Raw genomic sequence first — 12,864 nt, 5'->3', positions numbered from 1 at the left:
TCAATTTTTTATAGTGATGCTTTTCATAAAAAATTACCTTTAGCACAGAGGCTAAAGGCAATCTTTCAAACAAAAAACAAAAAAACCTAATTTTTATTGATGCTGTATTGAGAAAGCGAAACGCTCTCAAAAACAGTTTGCAGATCGGCAATTAAATCTTCAATATCTTCAATTCCCACAGACAGACGAATCAAGTCTTTAGAAACTCCTGTTTCTACTTGCTCTTCATCTGTTAATTGCTGATGCGTAGTACTTGCTGGGTGAATAATCAGTGATTTTGTATCACCAATATTTGCTAGCAGAGAGAATAATTTGGTGTCGTCTACTACTTTTTTCGCAGCGTCAAAACCTCCTTTTAATCCGAAAGTGATAATACCGCTTTGTCCTTCTGGCAAGTATTCTTTGGCCAAAGCATTGTATTTACTAGATTTTAAACCTGGATAATTTACCCAAACTACCTCATCTTGTTTCTCTAACCATTCGGCTAGAGCCAAAGCATTTTCACTATGTTTCTTAATTCGGATTGGAAGTGTCTCTAATCCCTGAATAATCTGGAAAGCATTAAATGGACTTAAGGCAGAACCAAAATCACGCAGACCTTCAATTCGAGCTTTTGCTATAAAAGCTGCATTTCCTAAGGCTTCATGATATACTAATCCGTGGTATCCTGCAGATGGCTCGGTAAATTCAGGAAATTTTCCGTTTGCCCAGTCAAAGTTTCCAGCATCAATGATAACGCCTCCTAATGAAGTTCCGTTTCCTGCGATATATTTAGTTAAGGAATGAATAACAATATCGGCACCATATTTAATTGGGTTTAATAAATAAGGTGTCGCAACTGTATTATCTACTATAAATGGCACTTTGAATGCTTTGGCTTCTGCCGAAATTGCTTTTAAATCTAGTACGTCTAATTTTGGGTTTCCAAGAGATTCAACAAAAAAAGCTCGCGTGTTTTCTTTGGCTGCTTTAGTAAAGTTTTCAGGTTGTGAAGGATCAACAAAAGTAGTTGTGATTCCTAATCTTGGCAACGTAACTTTCAGAAGGTTGTAAGTTCCGCCATACAAACTGTTTGACGCCACGATATGATCTCCTGCTTTTAATAAAGTTAATAATGTTGTAGAAATTGCCGATGCTCCAGAAGCCGTAACGACTGCTCCAATTCCGCCTTCAAGCGCTGCTAGCCGCTGTTCTAGAATATCGTTTGTTGGGTTATTTAATCGGGTGTAAATAAATCCAGCTTCTGCAAGTCCGAATAAATTGGCTGCATGATCTGCGTTGCTAAATACATATGATGATGTCTGATAAATTGGCACTGCTCTTGTTCCTGAATTTTTAGTAACGTCGTGCCCTGCGTGTAATGCGTTTGTTGCAAATTTTTGTGTACTCATGATTTCTTAGTTTTTTAGGTATTGTTAATACGTTATATATTGTAATTTGAATTTTGAAACTGTAACTGAATTTTAGATTTATGCCAAAAACTCTTCTGCTTCTTCCTCTAGTTCATACATTTGAAACAGCAGCGATTTTTGATTTATGTTCTGCTCTTTATTTATTCTTGTGATTCTCTTGTAATCTCTTCTGATGTATTATCGTTATTTTGAGAATTGCTTCTTAACAAATATTCTACTGCAATTGAGTTTAGCGTTTTCATAATTTTTAAATTTAAATGAGTAAAAAAAAGCCCTTTCGGATGGCGACCAAAAGGGCTTATAGTTTAACTATAACAAAGATTGTCTCTTTCACTTTTGGCAACAGCAGGTTTGGATGCACATTTGCATCATCTTACAACACATCATATCTCTTTTTGCTATTGCTTTCATTTTATTTTAAAATTGAATTTGACTATTTTTAAACTCGACTAATTCGATAGAGTAAATGTAATAAGTATTTTTCTAACGACCAAATTAAAATTGAAATTTTGTATTATTTTTTTTAATATTTCTTTCAAGCCTTTTGTTTAAAAGGCCTGAAAGAAATTGTTTTAATTAGAATTTAAAGCTCAAACGGGCAAAGCCAAATCTTCCGTTCAGTCCGAATTGAGAAACGGCTCTTGAATACGCAAACTGATTTGCATTTGTCAAATCTGTACTTGGCGCTGGTGACAAGGTTGGAGTTGTGTTTGTAAATGCTGGAGTTGCAGGATTATTTCTATCTGGATATACATCTCCTATATTATTAACTCCAATTGTTGCTCTAAAATGTTCGTTGATCTGATATCCTAAAGATAAATCGGTAACCAATTTTGCGCTGTATTCTGGATGTTCGTATACAGAAGAAAATCCGTCCAAATTAACATCTGTTGCTCCTGGATCTGTCACTTTTCCGAAATAACTGTTTCTTAAATAAATATCCAGTTTTTTAATACTGAAAGTCGTCATCAAGTTGGCTTTCAATTTTGGAATTGCTTCTTCTAAATATACTCGGCTTGATTCTGGGAAGAACGAATAAATATAAGGATCTCCACCTGCATCAACTATAGATTTTGGAATATGAAGATCTCCTACTCTTTTGGTTTCGTTGAAGCTTAATGCAAAATCATTTCTGATGGCAAAATCTTGAATCACATCATACTTTTGTGAAATTACCAAATCAACTCCTTTTGTTTCAGAATCAATTCCATTTGTCCAGAAAGAAGCTCTTTCTACTCCTTTTAAATCAAATGCTTGTTGAAATAAAGTCAATGCTTGTGCTTGCTCTGGCGAAGTTGCCGCAGCAATTTGCGCATCTGTCGGTCTTGAATATTGTCCAGACAGCACAATTCTGTCGTTGATTCTTGTAAAATAAGCATCAGTTGCAATGGTTATGTTAGCTTCAGGAATTTTGAATGTAAATCCTGTACTGATGCTTTTTGATTTTTCTGGTTTTAAACTTTCAATTCCGATGCTTTTTGCCGCTTGCGAATCGTTTGTAAAATATCCCACTTGGTATGGTGCACCGTTTATAAACTGTGTTGAACTTGCTTCAAAATATCTTTGCTGCAATGAAGGCGCTCTAAATCCTGTTTGCCCAGAAATTCTCCAATTGATATTATCGTTTAATTTTAAAAGCGAAGCCAATTTGAAAGTCACTGTATTTCCAAAATCTGAATAGTTTTCATAACGAGCCGCTCCGTTTATTAGCCATTTTTCTGTAGCATTCAATTCTAAATCTACATAAGCTGCACCACTTTTTCTGTCTTTCTCTTTAGCATCTGAAGGCTGAAATCCAGAAAATCCTTGTGCTCCTGCCCCACGTTTGTTTCCAAAAAAGTCGGTTACGATTAATGGCGAATTGCTTGGCAAAATTCCCGAAACTAAATTTCCGTTTACATCATACAAACCGTAAGAAGCTTCTTCACCTGCTTTAATTTGGTAATTTTCATATCTAAATTCACCTCCAAAAGCTACGTTTAATCCGGCAAGAACATCATATTTTCTGCTAAAATCTAAATTGGTTGTGCTTTGCAAAAACGAAACTTTTCCTGCATCAAAACTAAAAGGAGAATTTGTTCCTAAAGTTGCATTAATAGTATTGTTTACATCATAATTAAAAGAGTTTGTTCCTAAATTGGTGCTTAAATCGGTATCAAAACCAAATAATTGCGTATTTATTCCAACTGCTCCAGAAGCATCTAAAATTTTTGATTCGATTTCTGGTAAAAATCCGTTTTCATACACTTGCGTGAAAGTTCCAGAACCATTTGGCAATCTGTTGAACGCATACGATTTACCGCCTCTATAAGAAACTCCTCCAAAAGAATATAAAGAAGTGATCTCACTTAAAGGATATTTAGCATTAAAATATACTTGCCCAGCAGCCAATTCTGACTGTCCAACACTCATATTATAATCGCTTCTCTGCTGACCTCTATAAGCCAATTCGTTATTGGTCACGTCAAAATTTAAAGCCGTCTGCATTTGTGCAATCGTCGATGCCGATGCAATAGCATTTTGCTGTGCCGGTGTAAAATAACTTACTTGTGGTGCATATTGTTTTAAAGAAGACAAAATCTGAGCTGAATTTGGAGTCGTATTAATATTGCTAAAGAAAGAGTTGATTTCGACACCTGCTTGCGCGGCTCTATTTTCTACCGCATTGTATGCATTAAAAATCGCATTGCTTCTAATTCCTGCTCTGCTCGTTGCCTGTCTTGTTACAGCTGTTCCTGTTACATTCAAGAAACTTCCCGGTTTTCCTAATGAAGTTCCGTAATTTAAATCGACTTGAGCGGTTTGTCCGTCTGCTCCTCCTTCAAAGTTGTTTGAACCCGAAGATAGATTTGCTCCGTACTGAATTCCTCCTGTCAAATAATTAGCATTCTTCTTCAGAACAATATTGATCACTCCAGCAATGGCATCAGAACCGTATTGCGCCGCAGCTCCGTCTCTTAAAACTTCGATCCTCTCGATAGCAAAAGACGGGATGGCATTTAAATCTGTTCCAACAGATCCTCTACCTGGCGATCCGTTTATGTTTACTAAAGCACTGGTGTGTCTTCGTTTTCCGTTGACTAAAATTAAAACTTGATCTGGTCCTAATCCTCTTAATTGTGCTGGATCTACGTGGTCTGTTGCATCTGCTGTCGAGGTTGGGTTACTCGTAAAGGACGGAGCAACATAATTTAAAATTTGAGTCACGCTGGTTTGCGGCGCTCCTTTTGTTATTTCAGATACGTTAAAAACATCTACCGGAACTGGCACATCTGTTTTTACTCTGTTTTTACTTCTTGATCCAATAATAGTAACTTCAGACAGTTCGTTGTTTTTTAAACTATCCTGCTCTTTTTTGTTATCTTGAGCATAAAGTCCTGAAAATGTCACAAGACCTAAAACGATTAGTACATTTTTCTTCATTTCTTCTTTACTGATTAATTAGTGTTTTGGCTTAAAAAAAATCTTACATCTTTCTTTTTATAATAAAAAAAACCTCTGCGTTTCGGCAGAGGTTCTATTTATATTTTATTGAAAAATAATTACAATAGCATCTCTGCGGATAACTCCGGCATCTTACAAGACATCATATTGCAAACTGTAAATTTCATTTGTTTCTTTTGTTTTAACGTGGGCAAAGTTGCAAACATTTTTTTAATCAGCCAAACAAAAAACCAAATATTTTCTATTACCCTATCAAAATAGTATGTTATTGTTAAATTTCTGCTAGAAAAAATAAAAAAAGTTGAACTTTAATTTGCAAATCAAAATGGTTTCATACCTTTGCACCCGAAACAGAGGAAAAATTTGAACTGATTGCAACCTCTTCATAATGAAATGGTTTCGTTATGAATGCTGAAAGATTCATTTCAGTAGTAAAAAATGCTAAAGCAGGAACTCTCCTTTAGCCCTTTTTAGCAATTACTTTTTCCCGCTTAATCTTAAATTAAAACATTATTTTTACATTATTATGGCTTATTTATTTACGTCAGAATCTGTTAGTGAAGGGCATCCAGACAAAGTTGCAGATCAAATTTCGGATGCATTAATTGACAACTTTTTGGCATTTGACGCTGACTCAAAAGTAGCTTGTGAAACATTAGTTACAACTGGTCAGGTGATTTTAGCAGGAGAAGTAAAATCGAATACTTATCTTGATGTTCAGCAAATCGCTCGTGAGGTAATCCGTAAAATTGGATATACTAAAAGTGAATATATGTTTGAGGCAAATTCTTGTGGAATTCTTTCAGCTATTCATGAGCAATCTGCAGATATTAACCAAGGTGTAGACAGAGCTAAGCCAGAAGAGCAAGGTGCTGGTGACCAAGGAATGATGTTTGGTTATGCTACAAACGAAACTGAAAACTACATGCCATTGGCATTAGATTTATCTCATAAATTATTACAAGAATTAGCAATTTTAAGACGTGAAAACAAAGAAATCACTTATTTACGTCCAGATGCTAAATCTCAAGTAACTTTAGAATACAGTGACGATAACAAACCAACTCGTATTGATGCGATTGTTATCTCAACTCAACACGATGATTTTGACGAAGAAGCCGCAATGTTGGCTAAAATCAAAAAAGATATTATCGAAATCTTGATTCCAAGAATTATCGCTAAAAACCCAGAGCACGCTCATTTATTCAACGATAAAATCAACTACCATATTAACCCAACAGGAAAATTCGTTATTGGAGGTCCTCACGGAGATACTGGTTTAACGGGAAGAAAAATCATCGTGGATACTTACGGTGGAAAAGGTGCTCACGGTGGTGGTGCATTCTCTGGAAAAGATCCGAGTAAAGTAGATAGAAGTGCTGCTTATGCAACTCGTCATATCGCTAAAAACTTAGTTGCTGCTGGTGTTGCTGACGAAATCTTAGTTCAGGTTTCTTATGCAATTGGAGTTGCTGAGCCAATGGGAATCTTCATTGAAACTTACGGAACTTCTAAAGTAAACTTAACTAACGGTGAAATCGCTAAAAAAGTAGAAGCTATCTTTGATATGCGTCCTTACTTTATCGAGCAACGTTTAAAATTAAGAAACCCAATCTACAGCGAAACTGCTGCTTACGGACACATGGGACGTAAACCAGAAACGGTTACTAAAACTTTCTCTGCTCCAGGCGGAAACGAAAAAACAGTTACTGTAGAATTGTTTACATGGGAAAAACTTGATTTTGTTGACCAAGTAAAAGCTGCATTTGGATTGTAAATTTAGATTTATAGACTAACTTAGATTATTTTAGACATCTTAGTTGGCCAAACATAAAAAAAGCCGATTTCTAAATTAGAAATCGGCTTTTCTTTTACAGTTACTTTACTTAATATGTTCCGTTACTCATCTTTGTTAGAACTTCTTTCATTTGGCTGGATGTTTCTTCATCAACATCCGGAGTGATGTATTTTACAGCTAAAACTTGCGTTTCGATAGCTTTTTGTTTTTGCCCGTCTTTATAATACAATTGAGCCAATGTATCTAAATAATAAGGATTGTTTTTGGTTACAATCAAACTGTATTCCGACCATTTGATGGCATCTTTTAAGAAGTTTGCATTTTCAGGTTTAAGTACAACAGTCCAAGCTGCACTATTGCAAATATCAGAATGGTAATTTTTAAAAGAGTTCCATCCATCATAAGAATAGCTTGAGCTTGAATCTAACCCAGAAAAAATAGCATCTAGTTTTTCTATAGGACTTGGACCCGCTAAAGTGGAATCAAAATAGGTATTAAACTCTCTTAAGTACGTTGTATTCGAACCATCTTTTTCTTCAATTTGGCCTAAATAGTAAAAGTAATTTTTGTAAACATCAAAATTACCTTTTCCAGAAGCAATGATTTTCTTGTAAATTGAATTGATTTTTTCTTTATTCATTTCTCCAGAAACTCCATCTTGAGAAAGATAAAGATTTTGCTGCAGTGCACTAGATATTTCAGAAACCACATTTCCAACAGTGTGAAGCTCTCCATCTTTATTATTAAAATCAGTACGGTTATTTTCAATATCCTCTGAATGTTTCAACAAATAATCAATCGCAAGAAAATCAGTATCGTTTAAGATTCTGTCGGTATTAAAAAGCTGTTTTGTAAATCCCTGATTCTGAATTTCTTTCAAAATAGCTTCTACCAGATACATGTTTGGTTTTGCATCTTTTTGGTGCGCTTCAATCAATTTTTTCCAAGTTTGAGCCACTACTTTTTGATCTAAAGCCGTTTTTGTAATTACAAATTCAGACGAATTAGAGTCACTTACCCAATAGTCTGAATCATAAGATGTTTCTAACAAAGATGCTTTATTAAAAGCGGCAATTAGATCTGAATCTGTAGCTTTTTTGTTCTTTAAAACCTTATCTATAAAAAGAAAAGCGTTTGCTCTCTGAAGCTTTTTATATAAATCACCATAATAGCTAAACTGATATTGCTGTGTTGCTAAATCTGATTTTGCAACAGCCAATTGATTTCCTTCTCCGTTTAAAATAATTATACTTGGATCGCTAATTTTATTGTTTTTCAGCCATTTTTTATCATCGGCTCCAGCCAAATAATAATTATAGGTATCGTATTGCGCATTGTATGCATCATACATATTATATCCCGTTTGCGTTTCCTGCTCTTTTATAAATGCATCAAAACTTTCCTTGGCTGTTTTATTCTTGCTATCAACTACAACAACCAAAAATTTATTGCTAACTGTTTTTGTAGCTTCTATTGCCTTTTTTAGATTGTTTTCGATTTTTAATTTAAAATCGTATTTCGTATAAGTAGCAGCCGTAGAGTCAACTGCATAATCTGCCACAGGAACTGCTGCTGCATCTACTAAATTATATGTCGCACTATCTACTGCAGTTCCTCCGTAGATATCATCATAAGAACTTTTACCAGGATAGGTCCAGTTTTTAATGACTTGCGTTTCTAACGCGACAACCTCAGGAGTCTTTGCTGGTTTCTCGTCTTTTTCATTGATAAACACCAAAAGATCTTTTCCATGTTGCTCAGAAATTTTTAATTCTTTTGTTTTTTGATCAAAAAAACCAACAAGATTTAAATCATTTAAAACTGCCAAATCATAGTTAATTGTTACCTCTGAAACATCTTTTGGCAGTGCATATTTACTTACATCACTTTTTCCGTCATAATCTTCGTAAACCAAATAAAGGAAATCCGCTTTTTCTATTTCAAAATCTAAATCGGTATTTGTCCATTCAGGGTCAACTTTTGTTTTTATATCTGAAAGTCTCTGGTATTGAACTGTCTCTGTTCCTTTTTGAGTTCCTATATAAAATGAATTGTAAGACGGATTTAAAAACTTAATCTTAACTTTTTTTGCTTTTTTATCTTTAACAAAAGAAAGATCAAATCTATTTATTGTAGTATTGGTATTTTTTAAGAAAACTAGCGAATCGCCTTTAATTTCATAACCTCCAGAATAAAAAACCAATTCATATTTATTATTGTCTAATAAATTTAACTTAATCTTTCCTCCTTTATTTGTAGATAAATAAGTTCCTTTTTCGATGCCTTTTGTTTGAGAGAAAGCAACAAACATTCCGGCAAAAAAGAGTAGAAAACTCCATGTAAAATTGCGCATGATTACGTTTTTTGTCATTATTAATATAACACAAAGATATTTGATTCTTCATTAAACAAATCACAAAATTAGCAACGAAAATACTACAAATTATATTTCATCGAAAATATGATGTAACGCGGCTGAACGGTATATTGGGAAACTCTTGTAGAGAACTGTGAAAAACTGTCGTCGTTTAAATATGTGGTATTTAGCAAATTGGTTGCCGAAATTTTATATTCCCATTTGCTGTTTTTTTTCTGGTAAACCAAACTGGCACTTAAGAAATCATATTCGTTGTCGACACTTTTATCCGCATTATAATAATGATAGAATTCATATTCCGACACAAAAGAAAAACTATCTAAGAAATAATAGTCTAATCTTGCAAATGGTTTATCGGTATAAAAAGTTGAACCACTGTATTTATTAATCAAAAGATTATATCCAAATTCGATATTGGGAAGGTTCTTATAATTTGTTGAAGCTTTTACGGTATAACTTTGACTAAAACTTTCTGTGGTCGACAATTGGTTATTCTGAATATTATTAAATTTTGACCAGTTAAAACTAGCATTTGCAGAAGCTTTATAATTCTTTAAAAACGAACGCCCGTAATTTCCCATTCCTGTAAAAGTCTCATCGGCCAAATTAGAATTATACGGAACAGAAGATTGATTAATTCCGTCAAAATTGGCTTTTGTTTTAATGGCATCTACTTTTCTTGTATAAGTGGCATTGGCAAATATGTTTTCAAAATTGAACATATTATATTTAAAATAACGAAGCGAATGCACTTGTGAAGTGGCATTTTCTAAGAAACGATTTCCACGAAACAAACTGCTATAATCTGATAAAATATAACCCGCAGCCAACTGATTAATATCGGTAAAATCGTTGGTTAGAGAGAAATTATACGTAAGCGTTTCCGATTTTTTGATTTGATATAAGGCAAAGAAATCCGGCAATACTTTTACAAAATTCTGAGAATAATCAGTTCCCAATTGCCCGTTTGTCATTTGATAGGTGTGCAGGCTTACTCCAGGAGTAAACGTAAATTTTCCTGTTAGAATTTTATAATGAAAACCTAGAAACGCGTCATTAAAACTATAATCGACATCATTATTATTTTGAGCATCGTTCAAATCATTTTTTGTTCCATTGTCCAACATTTGGAAAATATGAGAATTAAAGTTCTGATACGAATACGTATTTCCTAATGTAATGTTGATATTGCTTTTTGGAGTTACCATATAATAGTAATCCAATTTGGCATCTAGTTTATTGGTTTTCACAAAACGATCCTGATTTAAATCGTTTCTGTTCTGCCCAGAAATATATCCTGACAAATCAAAAGGCTGTGTCCTTAAGTTGGCATTGTAAAACGGATTTTCGTCTTGATACAAATGCTGCATTTCAAAAGCAAAAATATTTTTACTGCTCTGCGTATAATACAAACTCAAATTTTGATTGATCGAAGTTGGATCTTGTTTCTTTTGAGTTAAAATAGTTTCAACTGCTGAAACATCATTTACAACCGATTCACGAAGCAAATCTGTATCTTCATTCTGTTTTGACAGCTTGGTTAAGATGTCATAATCAAACTGAAATTTATCATTTGGTTTGTAAGTCGAACTCAGTTTAAAAAGTCCTAAATTATTCTTTTGATTGGTATTTTCATCACGTTTCTGTTGATCTCCAGAATCTAAAATCGTAGTTTGAGATTTGGTTTCTAAATCTGTTTTTGACGTTGAAAGAATTCCGAAACCGCTAATATTCCAAGCTTTATTGACAGAATAAGCAAAGTTTGTTGCACCAAATTTGGTTTCGATTTCTTTTGCTCTATTATTACGCAATAATGAAATTCCTAAATCATTTGAAGAAACATTAAAATTGCTTCCTCCTTTTTTCATCATGTTTTTAAATCCACCCGTGAACTTAAAATAATCTTGTGCAGTAAGCGGAAGCTCTCCAATATTATTAAAATTGGTAATTAAATTAATACTGTATTTTGGACTGTAATAGAATAATTTTGGGTTAATGATATAACGGCTGTCCAATTCTGCAACGCCAATTCCTGCGGTAACATCGCCAAACCAAAAGTTCTTTTTTCCTTCTTTCAGTTTGATGTTCATCGCTACATTATCCTGATCGTTTTCAAGACCTTTCAGTGCACTAACTTCATTATAATTTCGCAAAACCTGAACTTTATCAATAGCATCTGCTGGAATATTTTTAACGCCTAATTTGGTGTCTCCGTCAAAAAAGTCTTTTCCCTCCACCATCAATTTGCTCACTTTTTTTCCTTCCACTTCGATTTCTCCGTCGGCATTTACCTCAACTCCAGGCAATTTTTTCAAAACATCTTCCAGCTTTTTTTCAGTTCCCGATTTAAATGAATCTGCATTATAAACAATTGTATCTCCTTTTATCGAAACAGGCATTTCACGGACAATTTCAACTCCTTCCAATTCTATTCCCGCACCATCCAAAACAACATTCTGAGTCATGTTTTCAGATTTGGTAGCAATTGCGATTTCCTTAGATTTCATTCCCAAATAACTCACCTTGATCGTATAAGCGGTATTCGGTTTTAAAGTCAGCTGAAACTTTCCCTTATCATTCGTAATTCCGTACGAATCCATTGCTTTTGTGCCGTTATTAATTGCCATAATATTAGCCATTTCCAATGGATTTTTCTGCCCATCCTGAATAAAACCATCAAAACGGACACTTTGAGAAAAGCATATCGAAGTAAAAAGTAAGGCAAATACAAAGAGTATCTTATTCATTAGTAAGAATATTGAAAGTTTGGACCCGAGCGAAAGCCAACAGGTGAAGCAATTTGGAATTTGGATTTTGAAAAATTGGAATTTTGAAGATATTATCTTCCCATTGGTGGCGGTCCGCCTGCACGACCACGGTTCATTTCTCTAAATTCCTCCATTTTCTTAATTACTGTTTCATCATATTCTTTCTGAGAAACCACTTTTCCTTTTTTAGAAGGTTTTATTTCGACTTTATCTTTTGCATTCAAAACAATTTTCGAACACAAAATGGTAGTTGTTCCATCATTGATTTCTAAAATTAACCCCGGAAGTCCCCAGTAATTTTCTGGACCTTGATTAATAGGAATTTCTGGAGTATACCAGGCAGTTACTACAATTTCTTTTGGGATTTCGAAATTGTCTGTAAAATTAGTTTTAGTATCCCCTGAAGTCTTTTTAGCTTCATCCTTTTTATCATCGTTGTTTTTAGGTCTGAAGTTTCTAAAATCGGTTTTACTGGCCTGCTTTACTGCTGTGGCTTTAAAGCAATTGTAACCGCCAATTTGTTTGGTTTCTTGTTCTAATTTCCAATTTAATTTTGGTAGCGAATCGACAACGAGAAATTCTTTACCCATAAACTCTTTATCTACGGTATATGTTTTTGTTTTTACATCTTTATAAAAAGTCCCTCCGCCACCTGTGAGCGAACCAAACATCATTCTAAAACCTCCTTGCTGCTGCCCGGGAGCTTCTAGTTTTTCTTCTTCTTTATAAATGGATGCTGCTTTATCGAAGTTTAAAATGAATGTTTTTTCGAGCATTTTTTTCATACGCTCTTCCATATTTTTCTGCATTTCTGGAGTGATATCTCTGTTTCCGCGCATTCCTTCAAACTTTGGCGCTTGGGTTTTTGACTCGTAAACAGCCATTCCCTGAAAATCTTTTTGTGCTTGAATTTGAGTAGAAACAAGCATTAAGGTCATATAAAAAAATATTTTTTTCATTCTATTTTCTTTAAAGTGAGTATATCCGACAAAACTTACATTCAAATGTATTATTTATTTTAAAATTCAAGAAACTAAATATATTAATGGGATTAAGACATAGATA

The 12,864-nt window shown here is 34.0% G+C and carries 6 protein-coding genes; 1 reads left to right on the top strand and 5 read right to left on the bottom strand.

The genetic code is table 11. The features are described from left to right. Window positions 1-86: 86 nt before the first annotated feature. Together J7574_RS04690 and J7574_RS04685 are read right to left on the bottom strand one after the other, a co-directional pair. Window positions 87-1,391 carry an O-acetylhomoserine aminocarboxypropyltransferase/cysteine synthase family protein gene (locus J7574_RS04690; RefSeq protein WP_290964851.1) on the bottom strand — a complete coding sequence of 435 codons (1,305 nt, stop codon included), beginning with the start codon at window positions 1,389-1,391 and terminating at the stop codon, window positions 87-89. A gap of 597 nt (window positions 1,392-1,988) precedes the next feature. Then, window positions 1,989-4,835: a TonB-dependent siderophore receptor gene (locus J7574_RS04685; protein ID WP_290964848.1), complete on the bottom strand. Its 2,847-nt coding sequence runs from the start codon at window positions 4,833-4,835 to the stop codon at window positions 1,989-1,991. Between the two features lie 547 nt (window positions 4,836-5,382). Between J7574_RS04685 and metK the strand changes: the two genes are divergently transcribed. Beyond that, the gene (metK, locus tag J7574_RS04680; protein ID WP_111367782.1) at window positions 5,383-6,633 is read left to right on the top strand and encodes a methionine adenosyltransferase; all 1,251 of its coding nucleotides are present in this window, start codon (window positions 5,383-5,385) and stop codon (window positions 6,631-6,633) included. Window positions 6,634-6,742: 109 nt separating this feature from the next. On the opposite strand, the gene J7574_RS04675 is transcribed toward metK, so the two are convergent. The 3 genes from J7574_RS04675 to J7574_RS04665 all read right to left on the bottom strand — a co-directional run bounded on the left by J7574_RS04675 (window position 6,743) and on the right by J7574_RS04665 (window position 12,758). Next, complete coding sequence (locus tag J7574_RS04675; protein WP_290964840.1) at window positions 6,743-9,007, bottom strand: hypothetical protein; 2,265 nt, start codon at window positions 9,005-9,007, stop codon at window positions 6,743-6,745. An 83-nt stretch (window positions 9,008-9,090) separates the two neighbouring features. Next, window positions 9,091-11,778, bottom strand: a complete 2,688-nt coding sequence (locus tag J7574_RS04670) for a carboxypeptidase-like regulatory domain-containing protein (protein WP_290964837.1) — start codon at window positions 11,776-11,778, stop codon at window positions 9,091-9,093. 92 nt (window positions 11,779-11,870) lie between these two features. Next, on the bottom strand, window positions 11,871-12,758 hold the full coding sequence (locus J7574_RS04665; RefSeq protein ID WP_290964835.1) for a GLPGLI family protein: 888 nt from the start codon (window positions 12,756-12,758) through the stop codon (window positions 11,871-11,873). Between the last annotated feature and the right edge of the window lie 106 nt (window positions 12,759-12,864).

It is taken from the genome of Flavobacterium sp., from assembly GCF_017744675.1.
Classification (GTDB): Bacteria; Bacteroidota; Bacteroidia; order Flavobacteriales; family Flavobacteriaceae; genus Flavobacterium.
Note: the sequence above shows the minus strand (reverse complement) of the source record. Positions and strands in the feature narration are given on the sequence as shown.

Coding starts and splice junctions, on each gene's coding strand:
- J7574_RS04685 (WP_290964848.1), bottom strand. CDS start 4,835: ATGAAGAAAAATGTACTAATCGTTTTAGGTCTTGTGACATTTTCAGGA.
- J7574_RS04670 (WP_290964837.1), bottom strand. CDS start 11,778: ATGAATAAGATACTCTTTGTATTTGCCTTACTTTTTACTTCGATATGC.
- J7574_RS04675 (WP_290964840.1), bottom strand. CDS start 9,007: ATGCGCAATTTTACATGGAGTTTTCTACTCTTTTTTGCCGGAATGTTT.
- metK (WP_111367782.1), top strand. CDS start 5,383: ATGGCTTATTTATTTACGTCAGAATCTGTTAGTGAAGGGCATCCAGAC.
- J7574_RS04690 (WP_290964851.1), bottom strand. CDS start 1,391: ATGAGTACACAAAAATTTGCAACAAACGCATTACACGCAGGGCACGAC.
- J7574_RS04665 (WP_290964835.1), bottom strand. CDS start 12,758: ATGAAAAAAATATTTTTTTATATGACCTTAATGCTTGTTTCTACTCAA.